This window comes from Mycetocola sp. 2940, assembly GCF_040548835.1.
Classification (GTDB): Bacteria; Actinomycetota; Actinomycetes; order Actinomycetales; family Microbacteriaceae; genus Mycetocola_A.
Window position 1 is genome coordinate 55,987 of sequence record NZ_JBEPSK010000015.1, and the last position, 21,355, is coordinate 77,341.

Sequence of the window (21,355 nt, forward strand, 5' to 3'; positions counted from 1 at the left end):
CCGCCTGCGCGTCTGCGGAGGCAGGTGCCCCATGGCCATGCGAGGTTACCCACGGGCGGGACCAACGAGGCACGCGCGGTCAATCGGCGGTCTCCGGCAGGCAAGACGGGCCGTCGTGCAGCACGAGAAGGTTGACAGGCGTCGGCGGATTGCCGTACTGCGCGAACGAGAATCGGGATACCACGTGAAGAATCTGAACGTCGCACTCATCGGAGGCGGTTTCATGGGCAGAGCCCACAGCCTCGCCTACGCGCTCGCGCCCATCGCCAGTGACATCGGGGCAACAGTCGTCCGCAAGGTCCTGGTCGATGTTGACGAGGTCGTAGCCGCAGCATCCGCCGCCCAACTCGGCTGGGAAGAATCGGCGACCGACTGGCGGCAGGTCATCGCGCGTGATGACATCGACATCGTCGACATCTGCACTCCGCCGCAGTTGCATCAGGAGATCGCCCTGGCCGCAATCGCGGCCGGTAAGCATGTCTTCTGCGAGAAGCCGATTACGAATTCTTCGGATGAGGGCGAAGTCATGGCCGAGGCGGCTCGCGCGGCCGGCGTCGTGGCGCAGGTCGGATTCAACTATCGCCACACACCGGCGATCACCTTCACCAAGAATCTGCTCGACGACGGAGCTCTCGGCGTGCCGCTGCAGTTCCGTGCCAGCTACCTCCAGGAGACGGGCTTCACCGCGGATCCGAACCGCTGGCGCGCCACGAAAGCCACGGGCGGTTCCGGCACCGCCGGCGACATCGGTTCGCATATCGTCGACATCGGCGAGTATCTGCTTGGCGACATCACGCGGGTGTGCGCGTTGCTCCGCTCCAAGGGCGACGGCACTCAGTCGGGCTGGGTTCCCGATGCCGAGCGCGTCGACGGTGACCTCATCGACGATGGGGGTGTCTGGCTGGCCCAATTCGCCTCCGGCGCGATCGGCACGTTTGCCGTCAGTTCCTTCGCCTCAGGGCGCAAGAATCGCGTGTACTTCGAACTGGACGGATCGAAGGGTGCCACGCAGTTCGACTGGAACCGTCGGGAGGAGTTCACCGTCTCCTATGTCGATGAGGCCGCCGATCACCGGGGCTTCCGCACCATCCACACGAACTCGGAGCACCCTGACGGGTTCTGGAAGCTGGCCGGACTAGGAACCGGTTACGTCGAGGTCTCAGCGATTCAGTTCCAGAAATTTGTTCGCGCCATCACGACGGGCGAAACCCCGCAGCCATCCTTCACTGACGCCGTGCACGTCCAGCGCGTCATCGACGCGGTCGCGTTGTCGGCCGAGACCGGTGCCTGGGTCGACGTGCCGGCAAAGCGGGGTTGATCGTGCCTACCGGGGACCGCATCCGCTTTGGCACCAACCTCATCACCTTCTTCGAATCGTCGTTCTGGGGGCTCACCCCCCACCTGCCGCACGCACAGTGGGCGGCAGCGGTGAACGAGAACCCGAAACACTACTTCGACGGGATGCTCGACGCCGCCCGTGATTCTGGAGTCGAAGGGGTCGAGCTGGCTCCCGATCCGGGAGGGTTCGAAACGGCAATCACCGCATACGGCAGCGCTGCCGCGTTCGCTGACGCGGTGGCCGATCGTGGGCTGGTTCTCACGTCGAGCTACTCGCCCGGTCGCACCTACATCGGTGAAGCGATGGCGGACCCCGCTCTCGAAGGGCGGGCGGACGAATACTTCGAGCGGCACGCACGGTTTCTGGTCGCCGTCGGTGCCGCGACGATCACCCTGGGCAGCGTTCCGCGGTCACGATTCGGCAATGCGAGCCCGGATGACACGGCAACCCCGGAAGACTTCTCGGCTCCGGTGGCGCGCGAGGTCCACGAGAAGTACGCGGATCACCTGAACCGTCTTGCGGCTGTCGTCGCCCCGTTCGGTGTGAAGTTTGCCATCCACACGGATGCCTATTCCATCTGCGCGCGCAACGAGGACATCGCAACAGTATTGTCGCTGACCGACCCTGCAACAGTGCAGCTTTGCCCCGACGCCGGCCACATCACGCTCGACGGCGGCGACCCGGTAGCTGTGCTGCGTTCGCACATCGACCGGATCCCGACCATGCACTGGAAGGACTGCATCGGACCGCTCGGCGGACACACCCTGCGCGGCGATCCGAAGGCGCGCCATGACATCATGCTGAAGAACTTCCGGATCCTGGGCGCTGGAATCGTGGACTGGTCTGAGTGGATGCGGATCCTTCGCGACAACGACTGGGCCGGTTGGGCGATCGAAGAGATCGACAACTCGCCTCAACCGATTGTCGAACTCCGCCAGGGCCTCGATTTCTACCGCCGCGAACTCCAACGGATCTACGGCTGATGGCATTCGCGCCGCCGTCTATCGAATCCGTTCCGGCAACGGGAACCGCCGACGAACCGTTCTCGGAACTGCGTGACATCCTCGCTCGGGTCGTCGCAGCCCAAGCGGGTGGGGGTGCTGCACTGGCGATCTACCTGGATGGGCGTCCTGTCGTAGACCTCCACGCCGGCGACTATCGCGCTGATTCCCTGCAACCGGTGTTCTCGATCTCCAAGGCCATTGCGGCGATCGTCGCCGCTCGCCTGCATGATGCGGGTTCTCTCGATCTGGACGCTCCACTCTCCGACGTGTGGCCGGAATTCGATCGACCGACCAAGCGGTCGATCACGACACGCATGGTGCTGTCGCACCGGAGCGGACTGCCCGCTGTCGACGCGGAACTCAGTCTGGAGGAACTGGCCAGCGGGGCGGAGGATGTCGCCATCGGTGCGCAGGAGCCTTACTGGGCGCCAGGAACGCAACACGGGTACCACGCATTCACCTTCGGCACACTGCTCGACGGCGTGTTCCGCCGCGCGCTGGGCCGTTCCGTCGGCGACCTTGTGGCCGACCATCTCGCTGTTCCGCTCGGGCTTGACCTCTGGATCGGCATGCCCGCACAGGTGCGGGATCGACTTGCGCCGGTCCTGCGCCCCCGGATCGCGGTCACTGAGCGCTCGATGGAGACGGCCGCTCGATCCCGAATCCCGGTCGGTCAGATCGGACGTCTGGCGCGCACGACTGACGTCTACAACGCGCCCCTGTTCACCTCGGCGGGATTCCCCGCGGTCGGCGGCGTCGCCGGCGCACGTGATCTGGCTCGACTCTTCGCCGCCACTCTTGACTCTGTCGACGGAGTGCGCGTGCTGGATGCCGCCGGGCGCGAACGTCTGGTGGCAGAACGTTCATCTGGCACCGACGCGGTTCTGGGAATCCCCATCGCCTTCGGCTCAGGTGTGCAGTTGCCTTTCCCACAGCTGCCACTTCTCGGGCCCAGTTCGTTCGGGCATGAAGCGGCGGGCGGCTCGGTTGCGTTCGCTGACCCGGACGCCGGTCTGGCCGTCGGCTACACGACCAGCATGTTCCCACCCATGGCCGGCTCCGGGATCGGATTCGATACCCTGCTCGCCGGCATCCGTCACTGTCTTCCCCGCTAGCCCCTCCCATCCCTCCAACCTCAGGAGCACAACTCATGTCCGCCCCACTCATCGAGCACATCGGTATCCTCGTCCCCGACCTGGAGGCCGCGATCGAGCGCTGGACCGCCGTCACGGGCTACACATTCAGCCCCATCGCCCGGTATCGCACCCAGAACTACCAGGACCGCGTCGACCCATGCCCGCATTTCCACGACGCGCGCATCTCGTTCTCCCTCGAAGGCCCTCCACGCATCGAACTCATGGAAGTGACCGGGGAAGGCACGCACGGGCCCGAACAGATCGGCGTGCATCACTTCGGCTTCCCCGGCACGGCGGACCCCGAAGGGCGGATGGAAGAGCTCGCCGCGATCGGGGTGGCCGACGACGGCAAAGCTCTCACTGACGACGGCCGAATTCTTCTCTGGTTCACCGACAAGGGAGCGCTGGACGGCACGCGTCTCGAGTACGTGTCGCCTTTGCCGGGCCCGACGGTCGCAGACGACGGAAGCGCACTGTGGGTCGATCCGGCTACCGGCCGCAACAGTCTCTGGGGACCCCCGAAGCGCTAGCCGATGGAGGGCGTTCTCACCGGCTTCTCGATCATCGGTGTCGCCATACTCATCGGCTTTCTCCTCGGGAGGGCTGGAGTGCTCGGAGGACATGGCCATCTGGCGCTCAACCGGATGTCGTTCTATGCGGCCACACCGGCGCTGCTGTTGTCGCACGCGAGCGGCGAGCGCACAGCTGTGCGATCGATCGCAGCAGGCGTCGTGACGAACCCGATCATCATCGCCGCGGCCCTCGGCCTGGCGGTTGCCGCGTCGGACCTCACGGTGCCCGATCCGCTCATGGCGCCGATCGACCTGGTCGCTGACGCCGCCATTCCCGTCGTGCTCATCGCGTTCGGCGTCTCACTTGTCGGCTTTGGGAAATCCGGGGATCGCGCAGACACCGCGCAGGTCGCGATTGCATCCGCGATGAAGCTCATCGTCATGCCGTTGGCGGCCTACCTTGCCGCGACGCTGATCTTTGGACTCGAGGGCGTGCCGCTCTTCGCGGCGGTGTTGTGCGCAACTCTCCCCACCGGCCAGATGGTGTTCAGTTACGCCGCCCGATACGGAGTAGCCGTGCCGCTCGCACGCGACACGGTCGCAGTCGCGACCGTCGCGTGCATTCCGATGGTCTTGCTCGTCACGCTGCTGCTGCGCGACCTTCGATGAAGGACGATCCCGATCGAACGGCCCACGTCTCCTTTCCGTATTCTTCTACCTTTCACCTCATCTATTTTCGGAGCTCTCGCATATGACTCGCCTGTTCAATGACCCGGTCGCTTTCGCCGACGAGATGATCGACGGTTTCGTCGCCGCCAACGCCTCCCAGGTTCGCCGGGTGACCGGGGGAGTCATCCGGAGCACGGTCTCGACACCCGGATCGGTCGCTGTCGTGATCGGCGGCGGGTCGGGCCATTACCCGGCGTTCGGCGGCCTGGTCGGCCAGGGTCTCGCTCATGGTGCCGCGATGGGCAACCTGTTCGCGTCGCCCTCGGCCCAGCAGGTGCACTCGGTCGGCGCGGCGGCGTCCCAGGGCGGCGGTGTGCTGTTCACATACGGCAACTACGCCGGCGACGTGCTGCACTTCACCCAGGCGCAGGAGCGCCTCATCGCCGACGGCATCGACTGCCGGACCGTTGTCGTGACCGACGACATCGCCAGCGCGTCGGTCGCTGAGAAGCATAAACGCCGCGGGATCGCCGGCGACCTGACCGTGTTCAAGGCGGCCGCCGCGGCATCCGAAGCCGGCTACTCGCTCGACGACGTCGTCCGGGTCGCCACGCTCGCGAACGAGCGCACCCGGTCGTTCGGGGTCGCGTTCACCGGTTGCACCCTGCCCGGAGCAGACGCGCCGCTGTTCACCGTGCCCGAAGGCCGGATGGGTGTCGGGATCGGCATCCACGGCGAGCCCGGGATCGATGAAACCGGGGTCCCCACCGCCGACGGCCTCGCCGAACTCTTCGTCACGAGGCTCCTGGCCGAACTCCCGGACGGCATCGACTCCGCCGACGGGCAGCGTGCCGGTGTCATCCTCAACGGCCTCGGCTCGGTCAAGTACGAGGAACTGTTCGTCGTGTACCGCCGGGTCGCCGAGCTCCTCGCTGACGCCGGCGTCACCGTCGTCGACCCCGAGGTCGGCGAACTCGTCACGAGCTTCGACATGGCCGGGGTCTCGCTCACCCTGTTCTGGCTCGACGACGAACTCGAAACGTTCTGGCGTGCCCCCGCCGACACGCCCGCCTACCGCAAGGGTTCCGTCGCCGCGGCCGAGCAGGCGCCCGTCGTCGACAGCGCTGACAGTGTCGATGAGATCCCGGACGCGAGCCCCGAATCCCAGGCCGCCGCCCGGATCGCCGTCGCCGCGATCGACGCGATCGCCGAGGTGATCGACGAGAACGTCGACGAACTCGGCCGGATCGACGCGGTCGCCGGTGACGGTGACCACGGGATCGGGATGCAGCGTGGTTCGCAGGCGGCGAAGGTCGCGGCGCATGACGCCCTCGACCGCGGCGCCGGCGCCGAGACCGTGCTCACCCGTGCCGCTGATGCGTGGTCCGACCGCGCCGGCGGAACGTCCGGTGCGCTCTGGGGTGCCGCGCTCACCGCTGTCGCCACGGCGCTCGGCGACACGGCCGCACCGACCCGAGCTGCGGTCGCTGCCGGTGTGCAGGGTGCGAAGGACAGCATCCTGACCTTCGGCGCCGTGCCGGGCGACAAGACGATGGTCGACTCGCTCGTGCCCTTCGCCGACACCCTGTCGCGTGAGATCGACGGGGGAGCGCGGCTCGCCGCCGCCTGGGCGATCGCCGCGGACGCGTCCACCGCTGCTGCCGCCGCAACCGCCGATCTACTGCCGCGGATGGGTCGGGCCCGGCCCCACGCCGAGAAATCGCTCGGCACCCCGGACGCCGGAGCGCACTCGCTCGCGATCATCGTGCAGAGACTCGCCACCGTACTCAAGGAACAGGAAAAGTAAATGGACAAGCTTCGTATCGTCATCGGATCCGATGACGCCGGATTCGACTACAAAGAGATCCTCAAGAAGGACCTCCTCGCCAACGACCTCGTCGAGAGCGTCACCGATGTCGGCGTGGACGCTGACGGCCACACCCCGTACCCGCGGGTCGGCGTCGCCGTCGGTGAGGCCATCGCGGCAGGGGAGGCCGACCGGGGCCTGCTGATCTGCGGCACCGGGATGGGTGTGGCGATGGCGGCCGGCAAGGTCAAGGGCGTGCGCGCATCCGTCGCCCACGACAGCTTCTCGGTCGAGCGCCTCGTGCTGTCGAACAACGCGCAGGTGCTCGCCCTCGGCCAGCGCGTGATCGGTGCCGAACTGGCCCGCCGTCTGGTCCGCGAATGGCTCACCTACCGCTTCGACGAGACCTCCGCCAGTGCTGAGAAAGTCGCCGTTCTCGACACGTACGAAGCCACCGGCAGCTGCTGATGGCACCCGTCGTCGTCGGAGTGAGCCGCTCATCGACTCCAGCCGTGTCGGCAACAAGTTCTGTTGCAGGGGAAGCAACGCTTGTCGTTCCCGTCGGTCCGAAAACATGAGTACCGGCCGCACACCGTAAACCGCACCGAGACTGCTGCGCTTTCGCGAACCGGTCCGAACCGGTCGCCTGGCACGAAGAGAGCCATGGACGCATTCGCGATTGTTGCGGAAGCCCCGCGCGAGCCAGTCATGCCTGAACCGCGATGTCGGGAAGCGAGTCTTCGGCGGGGCGCGCCGATTCGACCCCCGGGAGGAACCCGCGGCGATAGATCATGAAGGTCCGCAAGAACGAGATCACCACTGTGCCGTCCTGATTGAAGCCCTCCGTTGCGACCTTCACGATGCCCACCGAGGGTCGGGAGCCTGAGTCCCGCAGGCTGAGAACCTTGGAGCGGGAGTAAATCGTGTCGCCCTCGAGCACGGGATGGGGCAGCCGAACTTCGTCCCAGCCCAGATTCGCGAAGACGTTCATCGAGAGGTCGATCGTTGACTGCCCGGTGACCAGGGCGAGGATGAAGGTCGAGTTCACCAGGGGTTTTCCGAACTCGGTCGCGAGGGCGAAGTTCGCATCGATGTGCGTTTTCGATACGTTCTGCGTCGCCAGCGTGAAGGTCTGGTTATCGGCCTGCGTCACGGTCTTGCCGAAGGGGTGATAGTAGATGTCGCCGACGGTGAAGTCTTCGAACAGTCGACCGGTCCATCCCTCGACGACGCGTGATTCCGTGTTTCCCATGTCACTCCTTCGTTGCGCTATTTCCCGATTATGGCGTCGTATGCTGCTGACCGTCCGCCCGACTCCAGCGGATGTAGCCTGGGCGCTCGACATCCTCGCCGCTTCCGAGATTCGCAACGGTCAGGGCCGGTCCCCGAGCCCCGGTAAAGTTGACCCTGAGCCGATATCAAGGACTTCCAGGAAGCGGTGCAGGACATCGATGGGTCGAACGAGCACCGTCATGCGTGACGGGCGCGCCGAGCCGACGGCTCGCCAGCGGCTCACCCGGGAACAAGCTTGCCCCAACGTGCGCTGGAACGAGGGATGAAACCGATGAATCGTGCCGCTCGGGCGGGCTTTCCTGTCTTGCTTCTGATGGGCATCATTTCGGTCGGCTTCATCCTCCGGGGGCCCATCGTCGCTGTCGCACCCATCGCCGGCGAGATCAGCGACGACTTGTCGCTGACCGCGGCCCAGGTCGGCCTGCTCACCAGCCTGCCGGTGCTGTGCTTCGCGTTGATGACGCCTCTCGCCTCACTGCTGGTGGGCAAGGCAGGTGCGAACCTCGCGACGACGATCGCGATCCTGGGCGTGGGCGTCGGCTCTATCGTGCGTTCTGCGGGAGACGTGGGAGCCCTGCTGGTTGGCACCATCCTGATGGGAGCGTTCATCACCATCGGCAACGTGGTGATTCCGGTCATCATCCGCCGCGACATCGCGCCCCGTCAGATCGGCATCGTTACCGGCGCCTACACCTCGGCTTTGAACGTGGGCTCGATGATCACCACGCTCGCCACGGTGCCGCTCGCCAACGTCCTCGGCTGGCGTGGAGCATTGCTCGCCTGGACTGGTTTCGTGATACTGGCCGCCGTGGCATGGTTGGTGGCGATAGGACCACGACGGGCGTTCCACTGGGGGCCGCTCAAGCCTGCGCTCGAAACCGACGCCTTCGCCACGATCGCCATCGACACCCGCGGCATCCCGCTCGCCCCGCGCGAACCCCGCACCTGGCGCAGCCTCTCCGCGATCTTCCTCGCGCTCGCCTTCGGTGCCCAGGCGTTCTCGTACTTTGGGCTTACCGCGTGGTTCCCCACCATTCTCGAAGAGGAGCTCGGCTACTCGACTGCCCAGGCCGGCGCCAGCTCGGCCATCTTCCAGATCGCCGCTGTCGTGGGCGCGCTCGGAGTTCCCCTGCTTTCGCAGCGAATCGGCATCCCGAAAACATTCGCGCTCGTATCCGCCCTGTGGATCAGCCTTCCGCTCGGAATGATGCTTGCTCCAGGCGGTTGGCTTCTGTGGGGCTTCCTGGGTGGCGCCGCTCAGGGCGGTGGAATCACGATCGTGTTCGTGCTCGTCGTACAGCTCGCCATGAGCGGGACGCACGCCCGGCGGCTCTCCGCGATGGTGCAAGGAGTGGGGTACGCCCTGGGAGCTACCGCCGCGTTCCTCGTCGGAGCGATCCATGACGCCACCGGCTCATGGACTCTTCCCCTCGGCGTTCTTCTCCTTTCCACCCTTGTCTTCACCGCCGCCGGACTCACCGCCGCCCTCCGGGCGAGCGGCCCCCGGCATCGGCGTTAGATCGCGGACATTCGCCCGTGGTCATCGGCGGCGAGCGTGTTCTGGCGGCCAGAATCCCGGCTGAGGATGCCCGCGGCCGGGCATTCCAAGGCGGACGGCTGACTGCCATTTCGTGCCCCGCCCGACCCTCGTGCCCCCCGGGTTGGGGAGGAAGCGTTTAGCCGCAACTGTGGCACGATGACTGATACTTCGCGTACCACCCCGATACTTACGCGTTGAGTTAGGCCTCGTCTTGGACCTTCGCGATTACTTCCGTGTGTTGCGCAAGAGCTGGTGGATGATCGTCGCCCTGATCCTTGTGGGCGTCGGAGCCGCCGCCGCCCTGTCAATGCTGCAAACGCCTCAATACAGCGCCACCGCAAAGGTCTTCGTGACCACGCAATCCGCGGGCACCGTATCTGACCTCGTGCAGGGCAATGCGTTCAGCGTGCAAAGGGTGAGGACCTACTCCGACCTCGTGTCGACTCCGCTCGTGTTGCTGCCGGTCATTCGTCAGCTCGACCTGGACACGTCTCCGGAACTTCTCGCGAAGCAGATCGTCGCATCCGCACCGCTGGATACGTCGATCATCGCCATCACCGTGACCGACGAAGACCCCGCGCGTGCCGCGGCCATCGCGAACTCCGCGTCGCAGAACCTGGCCGCGGTGGTCGAAGAGACCGAGACCCCGGCGTTGGACGGTGCAATCTCGCCCGTCAAGCTCACGTCAGCCCAGGAAGCGACCGTTCCTGCCTTCCCGGTGAGTCCGAGAATTCCGCTCTACCTCGTCTTCGGCGCGGCCGCTGGGATGCTGCTCGGTTTCGGGATCGTCGTCCTCCGCGAGACGCTGGAGACGCGCATCCGTAACGAAAGCGACCTCAAGCAGGTCACCGATGTGGCCGTCCTCGGTGGCATCGCCTTCGACCCGCATGCGAAGAACGCCCCGCTCACCGTGCACGCCGACCCGCAAAGCCGCCGGGCCGAGTCGTTCCGCACCCTGCGAACGAACCTCTCCTTCCTCGAAGTGGGGCGGGCTGAGCGCAGCTTCGTGATCACCTCGTCCATCCAGAGCGAAGGCAAAAGCACGACGAGTGCCAACCTCGCCATTGCGCTCGCCGACGCCGGGTCGCGAGTGCTCCTCGTCGATGCCGACCTCCGCCGGCCCGCGGTCGCCGACTACATGGGGCTGGAAGGCATCGTCGGGCTCACCGATGTGCTCATCGGTCGAGCCGAGCTGCGCGACGTCATGCAGCCGTGGGGAATGGCCGGGCTCTTCGTCCTCCCCGCCGGCCATGTTCCACCGAACCCCAGCGAGTTGCTGGGGTCGGCGCGGATGGCGCAGCTCATCGACGAGTTCAACGACAGGTTCGATGTCGTCATCTTCGATTCACCGCCGCTCCTGCCGGTCACCGATGCGGCGATCCTCGCCAAGAAGGTGGGCGGCACGATCATGGTGGTTGCGGCTGGTCGGACCCATAAGAACCAGCTCAGGGGCGCACTGCTGGCCCTGGCAAACGTCGGCGCCCCGGTCTCGGGGGTCGTACTCACGATGCTGCCGACGAAGGGGCGGACGTCCGAAGCGTACGGGTACGAGCTCGGGTATGGCGCCTACGGCTACAAGGCAGAGCCCGAGGCCACACGGCGAGTCAGGCTCAGGAAGTGACGCTCCCAACCGCCCCGGCAGTCCGAACTTCTGACTGGCCGGGCGGACCCCGCGCGGTGGATCGGATCGTTGTGCATCAGGTCGACCCGGCCCGACCGTCCCCGGGAGGGATCGACACCTGCCTGCGAGGGATCTTCCGGTACGCGCCCCCGGAGCTGGAACTGGCGATCGTGGGTGTCGACACGGGGGCAGGGCCGGCCGCACGCCGCCTCGGCGCCTGGGAGCGACACCAGTTCGGCGAGCGCAGCGTGTGGTTCCTCCCGGTGGCGAAACTCGACCCCGCGAACCAGTCACGGAGGATCCCGCACTCGATCTCCCTCGTGGCCGGCCTGCTTCGGTACCGTTCGCGCCTGCCGGCCCGGCAGATGGTGGAAGCACACCGGATGGATGTGGCGTTCGCGCTGCGATTCCTGCTGCGGGTACCTCAGGGTTACTTCATCCACACCCAGGAGAACGGCCTCACCGGCGGCACGTCCGATTCTCTGTGGCGGCTGTTCAGCAGACTGCATCGACGACTCGAGACGTCCGTCGTGCGTAACGCCAGGACCGTCACCGTCTTCAACGAGGACTATGCGGCGACCGTTCGCCGATGGAATCCGCGGACCCGATTCTCCCCGACCTGGTTCGATCCCGCTCTCGTGGTCGCGGGTCGCAGCGACCGGGACCCGGACAAGATCGTGTGGGTGGGCCGACTCGAGGTTCCGAAGGACCCGGCTCTCGCGCTTGACGTGTTCGAGCAACTCGCCACCGAACATCCTGACCGAAACTGGTCCCTCGAGGTCCTGGGATCCGGAACACGCTTGCACGGTCTGCGTGATCGGGTCGCCCGGATGCCCGCCGCGCTCCGTTCCCGGGTGCAGGTTCGCGGCCGGGTCGACCCAGCCGAGGTCGCCACGACCCTGGCGCGCAGCGGGATCTTCCTCATGACCTCGCATCCCGGGTACGAGGGCTACCCATGCGTCCTCGTCGAAGCAATGGCTGCCGGCCTGGTGCCGGTCGTGACCCGGGGATCGGACACCGGCGCTCTCGTCCGAGACGGAGAAACGGGATACGTGACCGGGCGGGATCCGGCCGAGATCGCGGACCGCATCGCATCCGCCGGAGGAATCAGCCGGTCTGCCGTTCTCGACACCGTCTCTTTTCTCGGTGCGCCCACCGTGGTCGGCCAGATCTACGCCGGATGCTCGCGGAATGAGTGACCTCAGGCAGCGGACCGACTCCGCCACCACGCTGCGCGTGCACCCGGACGGCAGCCTGACCCTTGCCGGGGAGCCGCTGTTCTGGCAGTCGACGGACGTGCTGCTGGATCGTATCCGGATCATGCGGACGACGGCTGAGCCGGTGCTCGTCATCACGCCGAACGTCGACCAGACCATCGATCTCGACAGGGATCCCGAGTTCCGCGGGGCCTATCAGGAAGCGGCACTCCGGCTCATCGACGGTGCTCCGTTGGCGGTGCTTGCCCGGCTTCTGGGGGCGACGGGGGTGCATCAGCACACGGGGGCCGACCTGCTGCCTCTCCTGGTGAGCGAGTCCGAGCGTGAGGGGTGGACGGTGGCCGTCGCCGGCGGCAGCGCCGGTGTGAGTAACCTCGCCGTCGCCCGACTGCAGAGACAGTACCCGGGCGCCCGGGTGGTCAGTGTTCCCTTTCCTCACCTGGCCGCCGTCGACGATCCGCGATCCGTCGAGGTGGTGGACGAGCTGTATCGCCTCTCCGCCGACATCGTGTTCCTCTGCCTCGGGGCTCCGAAACAGGAGATGTGGTTCACCCACTGGCGCTCGGTGCTTCCTCCCGGCGTCTACGTCGGAGCCGGAGCCGCTGTCGATTTCGCCGCCGGCACCGTGCGCCGGGCACCACCGGCTCTTCGGCGTCTGGGTGGCGAATGGCTGTGGCGGCTCGCTCAGGAGCCGAAGAGACTGCGGATGCGGTACCTCGTCAAGGGACCCAGCTTCCTGGCCATCGCCTGCCGGTCGCTCATGGCGTACGAGCGAACGACCTCGATCAGCCGGGACTCGCGGTGACGGCCCGGCCCGGCACCGTCGCGATCCTCGCCCCCAGCCTCTCCGGCGGGGGTGCGGAGTACGTGGCTGCCCGGTGGGCGTCTGCCCTGCAGGCGAGGGGCTATCGGGTCCGCGTCCTGCTCACCAAACCCACGGAGCGTGACCTCGCCACGGCGGACCTCGACGTTGTCGACGTGAGCAGTCGGTTGAGGGGCTTCGTGGGGTCCGTTCCGGCGGTGCGGCGTTCGCTTCGTGCCACACCCGCCGATGCCGTCCTGTCCTTGATGCCGTTCTGGAACCTTCTCGCGCTGATCGTCGCCGCAACGCTGCCGAAGCGCATCCGTCCCAGTGTGACGATCAGCGATCACACCCTGCACGTTCCTCAGCGGGCGACGGCAAGCCGGTCGTCGAGGTTCCAACTCGCTCTCGCGAAACTGCTGTACCGGCGGGCAGGATCGTGGATTGCGGTCTCTCACCCGGTCGCTGCGGAGATGGCCGCACTCTACGGCCTCGACTCTTCACGGCTCTGGGTCGTGGTCAATCCCGTCTCAGACACGACCGGAACGCGCCGGATGCCGCGCGAGGCATCCGCCGGGACCGACCGGACGGTGCGGTTGGTCTTTGCCGGACGTCTCAGTCCCGAGAAGAGGCCGTTGATCGCCGTGCATGTCGCTGCGGCTCTCACACGCGACTACGCCGTTCCGGTCGAACTTGACGTCTTCGGTGTCGGGCCACTCGAGGACGACATGCGCGGACTGGCCCTGTCGCTGGGCGTGCCCATTTCTTTCCACGGCTGGGTGGATCGCTGGTTCGACACCGTCGCGCCGCACTCGGTGCTCCTGGTGCCGTCAAAGGTGGAGGGGTTCGGCAACGTGCTTGTCGAGGCCGCCGCTGCGTCCATTCCCGCTGTCGTCTCGTCGCGCGCGCTCGGCGTGGCAGACGCCTGTATCCCAGGGATCACCGCCGTGCTCGCATCGACCGATTCGGTGCCGGCGTATGCGCTCGCGGTGTGGGAGGCGCGTTCGCTGCCATTCGCACCGATCGACGACTGGTTGCGACGCTTCTCGGGCGAGACCGGCGGCGACCTGGTCGCCGAAGCTGTGTCCCGGGCGGCCCCATGAGCGCCACCACCGGCATCCCGCTCGGAGCAGCTCCGGGATACGCGTTCCCCGGCGTGGCCGCAAAGCCGTCACACCTCACGCTGATCTTTGCCGTCGCGGTCACTGTTCTCCTGTCGTTCCGCACGCCGTTCTCCGCCAACATCTCGTTCGGTGTGGCTCTGGCCTTGCTTGCTTTTCCCCTGACACTCCGGCCCTGGCTGACGTCGCGGGCGGGTTTGGCCGTGACCGCCCTGGCCGGCCTTGCCCTGGCCAACGGTGCCCTCCTGATCGATCCGGGTCTGGACGCCGACCCCGGCAGGGCCTTCAACCAGGGTCTGGCGGTGTACCAGGCATCGGTGCTGGTCGGTCTTGTTTTGACGGCCGCTACGGCACTCTGGGCGCTCACCGTGCTCGGGCTCCAGAGGTTCCTCATCGTGTGGGCGGCCGGGCTCATCGTGTCCGCACCGTTTCTGAGTGCCGGTTTTGCGGAGAACCCGTGGAAGTATGGCCTTGCCCTGCCCGTCAGTGTGATCGTGCTCAGTCTCGTCAGCCGTGGCGGACTCCTGATCAACGCGGCTGCGCTCGCGGTTCTGGTGCTGATATCGACGGGCTTTTCGTATCGGTCGTGGATCCAGGTACTGGTCGCGGGAGCGGTCGTCATCTATGTCCTGCGCTCGTCGAGGGAGAAACCGGGACGTCATCGGCGTTCCCGAGCGCTCGTGGGCGTCGCCCTCGGTGCGGGGGTGCTGGCATTCGCGTGGCTGCTGTCGGCGCTGGCATCGGCGGGGCTCCTGGGCGAGGCGGTTCAAAGGCGCACGATCGAACAGTCCACTGTGACCGGCAACCTTCTGCTCGGCGCACGCCCGGAGTGGGCCGCGGCGTGGTCGCTCGCCGAGCGGCATCCGTTCGGACTCGGGCTGGGCGTGTCGCCATCGTCTGCGGACTGGTCGACGGCGGTGCGGGCCATGCCGTTCCCGGACAGCAGCCTCCAGGACTCCAGCACGGTGTCCGGCTACTTCCGATCGGGGGAGGTCGCCTTCCACTCCGTGCTGTGGACATTCTGGGGCACGTACGGCATTCTCGGTTTCGCACTCGTGGTCGTTCTCGTGCTCCTCATCGCGAAGACGCTGCTGTCGCTCGACTCGCTTCGGTTGAGCACGCCGTTCATGGCGGCGGTCGCGGTGTTGCTGATCGGCGCGGAATGGGACCTGTTGTTCAGCCCGCTCACCCTCGCGCCGCTGGCCGCCACCCTCGCGGTGGTCGCCTGGTTGCCACGCGAAGCCGAACGCCGTGACCGTGAGGCGGGAAGGAAGGATGGATATGACCACGCGAGCTCTCCCAAAGATCTCAGTGATCACGGTGACCCTGAATGATCTCCATGGCCTGAAGAAGACCCTGTCGAGCGTTGCCGCGCAGGTCGGCAGCCCGTATGAGCACTGGGTGATCGACGGCGGGTCAACCGACGGATCCTGTGAGCTCCTGGCCGGCTACGTCGCGTCGAACACTCACGCGCACTTCGTGTCGGAGGCGGACGCTGGGATCTTCGACGCCATGAACAAGGGCATCGAGCGGTCGAGCGGGGAGCTGCTGGTCTTCCTCAATTCCGGTGACTGCTTCACCGACCCCGGTGTCGTGGAGTTCGTGTCAGAGGAGTGGGCCCGCGGGACGTGGGAGTGGGGCTACGGTGCCGTCCGTTACGTCGAAGAGGGCGGAGAAATCGTCTCCGGCTCGCTGCAATCGCCGTTCCGGCGGCGGCGACTGCAGCTCGGGTTTCGGTTCGCGCCGTGGCCTGCCACCTATCTCAGCCGCGACCTGCTGCAGCGCCTGGGCGGGTTCGATGATCGGTTCGGCTTCGCTGCCGACCAGGAGCTCGCGATCCGCGCTGCAGCCGTTGCTGAACCGGTCACCTGGGTGCGATTCGTGGCTGATTTCCTGCTCGGCGGAGTGCATTCGCAGAGCAGTTTCCTCGATCGCGAACGGCTGTGGCACCGCATGCGGGTGCACAACGGTGTCCCGGTGCTGGGGTCGCGGATCATCGACCTCGGGGCGGCGGTCTCGATCGCCTGCTTCCGTGAACTTCGACGCCGTGGTGCGGCATACGCCCACAAAGGCAGGCGCTGACCCCGATGGGCGAGTCGACAGGCAGGGCGGTGCTGCCGCGATCGAAGGTGGAGGGCAGCGGCGCGGCGCGAGCGATCCTCTCGTCTGCGGGAGCGCGGGTGGCGGTATTGCCGCTGACCGGGATCTGCTCGATTCTCACCGCCCGGCTGGTCACGGAGACGTACGGCGTCGAGGGCTACGCGATTTTCTCGCTCATCGCAGCCCTGCCGTTCCTCTTCCCTTTCATCGATCTCGGGGTCGGTGCGGCCGTCGCCAACGCCGCGGGCGCCCTCCCCGCCCGGGGCTCCGAGTTCCGGGAGACCCTCACCCGGGCGCGCGGCGTCCTCCTTCTCGTCGGGGCGGCCGTGCTCGTCGCCGTCCTCGGAATCGCGGCGCTCGGAGCGTGGCCGGCACTGACCGGTCTGCCCGACTCAGCGACCGTGAACTGGGGGATCGCGGGTGCCATGGTGCTCTTCGCCGTTGCCATTCCCGGAACGCTCGGGCATTCGGTGCTGTTCGGGATGCGGAGGAACAGCTGGTCTGTCTGGATCCAGGGGATCGGCCCGCCCATCACCCTGCTGCTGGTGCTCGCGGCGAGTCTTTGGGCGCCGACGATCTTCGCCGCCCTCGTCGTGACCACCGCGGGCGTCCTCGTCTCGCACTGGGTGGCGACGGCGGTCGCTTCGCGAGTCGGGGTCGTGCGGGCGACCCGCGCCGCGCAGGCGGCGCCCGGAAGCCCACGGGTGGTTCTCTGGGCCACCGCGTGGCCGATGCTGATCGTGTCACTCTCACTTCCGGTGAGTTTCCAGACGGGCAGGCTCGTCCTCAGCTGGCAGGCCACGCTCGGCGACGTCGCCGTCTACTCCGCGGCGATGGTCACCTTCCTTCCGGTGTTCTCCATCGCCCAGGTGGCCGGGCAGTCGCTGTGGGGTGAATTCGCGGGCGTGCGGGCGCGGGCGGAAAGCGGCGCCGCCCAGTATCTGACGGGCGTCAAGGTGGTCGCGGCCGTCGGCGTTGTCGGTGCCGTGGGGCTGGTCACGCTCGGACCCTGGCTCTCCGGAGTGGCCGTCGACAACGCCGTGCGGTTCCCGCCGGAGCTGTTCTGGATCCTCGGGGCAACGGTGCTCGTTCAGGCGCTCTACATCCCGTCCGGAATGTACCTGACGGATGCCCGGGGGTTGCGATTTCAGGCGCTGCTCGCCGTGCTCATGGGAATCTTCGTGCTGTCGGCATCGCTGCTGACCGCCGGACCGTTCGGTGTGACGGGCGTGGCGTTGAGCCTGTTCTGCGGCATCGTGGTGTTCCAGCTCGTTCCCGGCACCGTCAGGGTGCTCGTCCTTCTCGGCCGCCACCGAAGGCCCGACGCAGCATGAGCGGGTTTCTGGTCGCCAGCCCCCGGCCGTGGCCACATCCCTCGTTTTATCCCGTTGAAGCAGTCGTGGACGCGTTGACGGCCCACGGCGCTGAACCGGTACCGGTGGGTGGCCTGTATGGGAAAGTGGTGAGCAGGCTCGGGCTCAACCCGGTGGGGCGCAGTGAGCGTCGGATCGTGGTGCCGCTCATGGGCCCCCGCCGACACCACCTCGCGGACGCCGCGATCCGAGGTCGCCCGGTCGTCCTCGCGTGGGACGTGTGGGAGGAGTCGGTGGCGGAGTGGATCGAGCTCCTCCGGGACTTCCGGGTGCCCGTCGTCCTCTGCACGTCAACGGCGGCGCAGGACCTGTTGCGGGAGCGAGGCTTCGGCGGGCGCCTGCTCTACCTTCCTGAGGCGACGTCGGTTGCCCGTTATCGACCCGGTGTTCGCCTGGTCGAGCGCCCGATCAGGGTGCTTGAACTCGGCCGGCGATGGGACGCCTGGCACGAGCCCGTGCACCGGGCACGCCTGCTCGGCGACGCAGAGTTCCGCTACGAGGCGGTGAGCGGGCAGGTCATCTTCGAGAGTCGGGCCGACCTCATCGACGGTTTCGCATCATCCGCGATCTCGGTCTGTTTTCCGCGAACCACGACACACCCTGCAGCAGCGGGGGCTGTCGAGACGTTCACGCACCGCTACCTGGAGTCCATGGCGTCGGGATGCCTTGTGCTCGGTCACGCCCCCGCAGACCTTGTCGCCCTCTTCGGCTACAACCCGGTGATCGAAGCGGACGTGCGCGATGCTCCAGCGCAACTGCGGTCGATTCTCGACGATCTCGACGCCTACCAGGGACTTGTCGACAGGAATCTGGAGACCGTTCGCCGCGTGGGGGACTGGGCGCAGCGGGCGACCTGCATCGCTGAGATCGTCAATTCACCGACGAGGGAGCGACCCGTGTCTCGGGCCTGAGGGGCCACACTCGCAAATTGAAACGATTTCGACCGGTTTCGGGGGATATGTCCCCCAGTGCGAGGGTCAATTCCGCGTCTGCGTGGATAAACGTGAGGATTGTTCGGTAATTTCACAGCAGTGGCCAGCGCTTCCTGAAGCGACGAGCCTTACCGCTCCACCTGGTCCATCCCGAAGATGCTAGCAGCCGGCTAACCGGTTGCTGCAGCCCAAGATGCCCGACATCGCTCTCCGAGCTCTCATCAGCCTGCTCTCACACAGGCTGCTGCCTCGCGACGCTGTGCCTGGCAGAGAAGGAAAATGATGTCGCCTCGCAATTCGTCCCCCGAGTCCCGGCCCACCGGGTGGCTCCGTGCCGGAGCCACCATCGCGATTTCCGCGTTGACATTCACGCTTCTGAGCGCGACGCCGGCTCAGGCTTTGCCCATAGCCGACGTCCCCGCGAACACGGCGGATTGGGCATCGACCCCGTACTCGCCGTTGCAGCCGGGCGAGATCGCCGCACCGGGCAACACGAAGGCGCTCACTTTCGACGGAACCGAGGGTGGCCTGAACGCCAGCGGCGACATCCCCACCGGCTTCACAATGGTCCAGCCATCGACTGCTGACCCGCAGTGGTATCAGCCCGGCAACCTCTCGGTGAGCGGCGGCAAGCTCAACATCACGGCCACCAAGGGGATCGCCTACCTCCACAACGACCCGGCAGCCGGGAACGGCGCAACGCGCAACCAGCAGGACAACACGATGGGTGTCGGCCTGAGCGCCGAGGGCAAGGTCCTGCGCCTCACCACCACCGTCACCAGCCCCGCCGCGTACAACTCGGCGCAGGCGGGCCTGTGGTTCGGCCCCAACGACGACAACTTCGTCAAGCTCGCGATCGCCGGTTCGGGCACCACGGCGGGATCGGGCAACCGCCAGATCCAGCTGGCCCGCGAAGTGGCCGCGGTTTCTCCGAGCACCGCGCCCTACCAGGTCAACGTCGACACGACCACAGCCACCATCCCCAACGGTTCCGCCGTCACCCTCCAGCTCGACGTCAACACAGTGACACGGAAGGCAACCGCCGCCTACCGCCTGGGAGCCGGCGCCGTGGTCCCGCTCGCAGCGGGACTCGATGTCCCCGCCAACTTCTTCGACGGGACCCTCCTCACCGGGACGGACCTGCCGGCGGTCGACTCGTTCGGCGGCGTCTTCGCCACGAAGCGCAACGTGCCGGACACGACGCCGATCGTGTACGCGTTCGACTCGTTCGCCGTCACCGAACTGGACACCACGGCCCCGTCCGCCCCGACGAACCTCCTCGGGCAGGCAACGCCGGCCGGCATCAACCTCGGCTGGGTGGCATCCCCCGAGTCCGACGTCGTCGGCTACCGGGTACACCGCGGAACGAGCAGCCCGGTGAGCACGACGGGTCCCCCGATCTCCGGTGCCACCCCCATCACCGCCACCACGTTCGCCGACACCACCACATTCATCGGCACGGGTTACCACTACGCCGTCACCGCCGTCGACGCCAGCGGGAACGTCTCCCCGGTCGCAACATCCGGCGCGCTGACGTCAGCGTCCCCTGAGGGCACGCTCGTCGACAAGATCAACTTCACGACAGCCGCAGGCGCCGAGGTGCCCGGCTACACCAAGGACTCGGGCCTCGCCTATGACGCGACCCGCGGATCCGGCTGGATCACCGCAGACGACCGAGCCGCCTTCGACTTCTCGCTCAACGCGCGAGTGCGCACCAACACCGGTGTGACCACCGACCAGCGACTCGCCTCCCTGGTGCACATGCAGTACGGCGACAACGCGAACGCGAACCCCGCAACCGGCATCACGACCGAAAAGGGCGTCTGGGAGTATGACCTCCCCAACGGCACCTACAACGTCGTTGCCGCCGTCGGCGACTCCTCCGCCGGCAATTACGACAGCACCCACGCGCTCCGCGCCGAGGGTGTCCAGTTCCTCGCCCCGTTCATCGGGTCCGCGGCTCGCGAGTACGACGAGTCCGTCGCGACCGTCGAGGTGACCGACGGAACACTCACCATCGACGCAGAGGGTGGCAGGAACACGAAGATCAACTACATCGAGATCTTCGAGCTCGATGCAGCGGCGCTTCCCGCGCCCACCGATCTCGCAGCCGTGCTGGCTGACGGCGACGTGGACCTCAGCTGGCAGGCCGTCGACGGCGCAACCGGCTACAACGTCTTCCGCGGATCCTCCGCCGATGTGAACGCGTCAGGTACTCCGGTCAACGCCGAGCCGCTGACCGCCCCCAGCTTCACTGACAGCACCGTCGAGGCGGGATCGACCTACTACTACGTCGTCGTCGCCCTCGGAAACCGGGCGTCCGAAGCCTCCGAAGCCGTGAGCGTGTCCGTTCCCAGCGCGCCGACGGCGCCGGCAACCCCCGCGAACCTCGCCGGCACCGTCGACGCCAGTGACCACGCGCTCCTCACCTGGGACGCCGTTGCAGCTGCGGCCGGTTACAACGTCTACCGTGGGACGACCGCGACCGTTGCGGTCGACGGGCCCCCGGTGAACACGAGCCCGCTCACGTCGCCGACGTTCACCGACTCCACCGTGGAGGCCGGCGAAACATACCACTACGTCGTCGTGGCCGTCGGAGCCGACGGACTGAGTTCCGCACCGTCGCCCGCCGTTCAGGTGGTCATCCCCGACGAGCCCGTCGTCCCGGGCGAATGCATCAGCTCCCAGTGGACTGTGAACTACTTCTCCGGTACCGAGCTTCAGGGTTCGTCCATCGCGACGGATTGCGTTTCGGGCATCAACCAGACCACGGCTCCCGCCGGTGTGGGCCCTGACCAGTACTCTGCCCGGTTCACGAAGGTGATCGACGAGGGTGCTGGGACGTACAAGTTCTCCGCTCTGAGCGATGACGGCATCCGGGTCAAGGTC

At 66.9% G+C, this 21,355-nt stretch carries 18 protein-coding genes; 17 read left to right on the plus strand and 1 reads right to left on the minus strand.

What is annotated here, in order from left to right:
- Positions 1-184: 184 nt before the first annotated feature.
- The 7 genes from ABIE24_RS15320 (at position 185) to ABIE24_RS15350 (ending at position 6,935) form a co-directional block, all read left to right on the plus strand.
- Positions 185-1,318: a Gfo/Idh/MocA family protein gene (locus ABIE24_RS15320; RefSeq protein ID WP_354501191.1), complete on the plus strand. Its 1,134-nt coding sequence runs from the start codon at positions 185-187 to the stop codon at positions 1,316-1,318.
- Between the two features lie 2 nt (positions 1,319-1,320).
- On the plus strand, positions 1,321-2,322 hold the full coding sequence (locus ABIE24_RS15325) for a sugar phosphate isomerase/epimerase family protein (RefSeq protein ID WP_354501193.1): 1,002 nt from the start codon (positions 1,321-1,323) through the stop codon (positions 2,320-2,322).
- Positions 2,322-3,458, plus strand: coding sequence for a serine hydrolase domain-containing protein (locus ABIE24_RS15330; RefSeq protein WP_354501195.1), 1,137 nt, complete (start codon positions 2,322-2,324; stop codon positions 3,456-3,458). The genes ABIE24_RS15325 and ABIE24_RS15330 overlap by 1 nt, the downstream gene beginning before the upstream one ends.
- A gap of 35 nt (positions 3,459-3,493) precedes the next feature.
- On the plus strand, positions 3,494-4,009 hold the full coding sequence (locus ABIE24_RS15335; RefSeq protein ID WP_354501197.1) for a VOC family protein: 516 nt from the start codon (positions 3,494-3,496) through the stop codon (positions 4,007-4,009).
- 3 nt (positions 4,010-4,012) lie between these two features.
- Positions 4,013-4,660, plus strand: coding sequence for an AEC family transporter (locus ABIE24_RS15340; protein WP_354501199.1), 648 nt, complete (start codon positions 4,013-4,015; stop codon positions 4,658-4,660).
- An 82-nt stretch (positions 4,661-4,742) separates the two neighbouring features.
- Positions 4,743-6,467, plus strand: coding sequence for a dihydroxyacetone kinase family protein (locus ABIE24_RS15345; RefSeq protein WP_354501200.1), 1,725 nt, complete (start codon positions 4,743-4,745; stop codon positions 6,465-6,467).
- Positions 6,468-6,935, plus strand: coding sequence for a ribose-5-phosphate isomerase (locus ABIE24_RS15350; protein WP_354501202.1), 468 nt, complete (start codon positions 6,468-6,470; stop codon positions 6,933-6,935). It abuts the gene before it with no gap.
- A gap of 238 nt (positions 6,936-7,173) precedes the next feature.
- Here ABIE24_RS15350 and ABIE24_RS15355 read toward each other — a convergent pair whose 3' ends face one another.
- A complete protein-coding gene (locus tag ABIE24_RS15355) occupies positions 7,174-7,719 on the minus strand; it encodes a MaoC family dehydratase (RefSeq protein ID WP_354501204.1) in 546 nt (181 codons plus the stop codon).
- Positions 7,720-8,031: 312 nt separating this feature from the next.
- Here ABIE24_RS15355 and ABIE24_RS15360 point away from each other — a divergent pair, with 312 nt between their 5' ends.
- The 10 genes from ABIE24_RS15360 to ABIE24_RS15405 form a co-directional block, all read left to right on the plus strand.
- Complete coding sequence (locus tag ABIE24_RS15360) at positions 8,032-9,279, plus strand: MFS transporter (RefSeq protein WP_354501205.1); 1,248 nt, start codon at positions 8,032-8,034, stop codon at positions 9,277-9,279.
- A gap of 232 nt (positions 9,280-9,511) precedes the next feature.
- Positions 9,512-10,921 carry a tyrosine-protein kinase domain-containing protein gene (locus ABIE24_RS15365; protein ID WP_354501207.1) on the plus strand — a complete coding sequence of 470 codons (1,410 nt, stop codon included), beginning with the start codon at positions 9,512-9,514 and terminating at the stop codon, positions 10,919-10,921.
- Positions 10,918-12,120 carry a glycosyltransferase gene (locus ABIE24_RS15370; protein ID WP_354501209.1) on the plus strand — a complete coding sequence of 401 codons (1,203 nt, stop codon included), beginning with the start codon at positions 10,918-10,920 and terminating at the stop codon, positions 12,118-12,120. Before ABIE24_RS15365 ends, ABIE24_RS15370 begins: the two co-directional genes overlap by 4 nt.
- Positions 12,113-12,943 carry a WecB/TagA/CpsF family glycosyltransferase gene (locus tag ABIE24_RS15375; RefSeq protein WP_354501211.1) on the plus strand — a complete coding sequence of 277 codons (831 nt, stop codon included), beginning with the start codon at positions 12,113-12,115 and terminating at the stop codon, positions 12,941-12,943. Before ABIE24_RS15370 ends, ABIE24_RS15375 begins: the two co-directional genes overlap by 8 nt.
- The gene (locus tag ABIE24_RS15380; RefSeq protein ID WP_354501213.1) at positions 12,940-14,043 is read left to right on the plus strand and encodes a glycosyltransferase; all 1,104 of its coding nucleotides are present in this window, start codon (positions 12,940-12,942) and stop codon (positions 14,041-14,043) included. Before ABIE24_RS15375 ends, ABIE24_RS15380 begins: the two co-directional genes overlap by 4 nt.
- On the plus strand, positions 14,040-15,395 hold the full coding sequence (locus ABIE24_RS15385; RefSeq protein ID WP_354501215.1) for a hypothetical protein: 1,356 nt from the start codon (positions 14,040-14,042) through the stop codon (positions 15,393-15,395). The genes ABIE24_RS15380 and ABIE24_RS15385 overlap by 4 nt, the downstream gene beginning before the upstream one ends.
- Positions 15,382-16,143 carry a glycosyltransferase family 2 protein gene (locus ABIE24_RS15390; protein WP_354501217.1) on the plus strand — a complete coding sequence of 254 codons (762 nt, stop codon included), beginning with the start codon at positions 15,382-15,384 and terminating at the stop codon, positions 16,141-16,143. Before ABIE24_RS15385 ends, ABIE24_RS15390 begins: the two co-directional genes overlap by 14 nt.
- A gap of 5 nt (positions 16,144-16,148) precedes the next feature.
- Positions 16,149-17,495 (plus strand): lipopolysaccharide biosynthesis protein, encoded by a 1,347-nt coding sequence (locus tag ABIE24_RS15395; RefSeq protein ID WP_354501219.1) that lies wholly within the window; start codon positions 16,149-16,151, stop codon positions 17,493-17,495.
- Positions 17,496-17,560: 65 nt separating this feature from the next.
- Positions 17,561-18,445 (plus strand): CgeB family protein, encoded by an 885-nt coding sequence (locus ABIE24_RS15400; protein WP_354501221.1) that lies wholly within the window; start codon positions 17,561-17,563, stop codon positions 18,443-18,445.
- Positions 18,446-18,748: 303 nt separating this feature from the next.
- A partial coding sequence (locus ABIE24_RS15405; protein ID WP_502916289.1) for a fibronectin type III domain-containing protein occupies positions 18,749-21,355 on the plus strand: 2,607 nt, incomplete at its 3' end.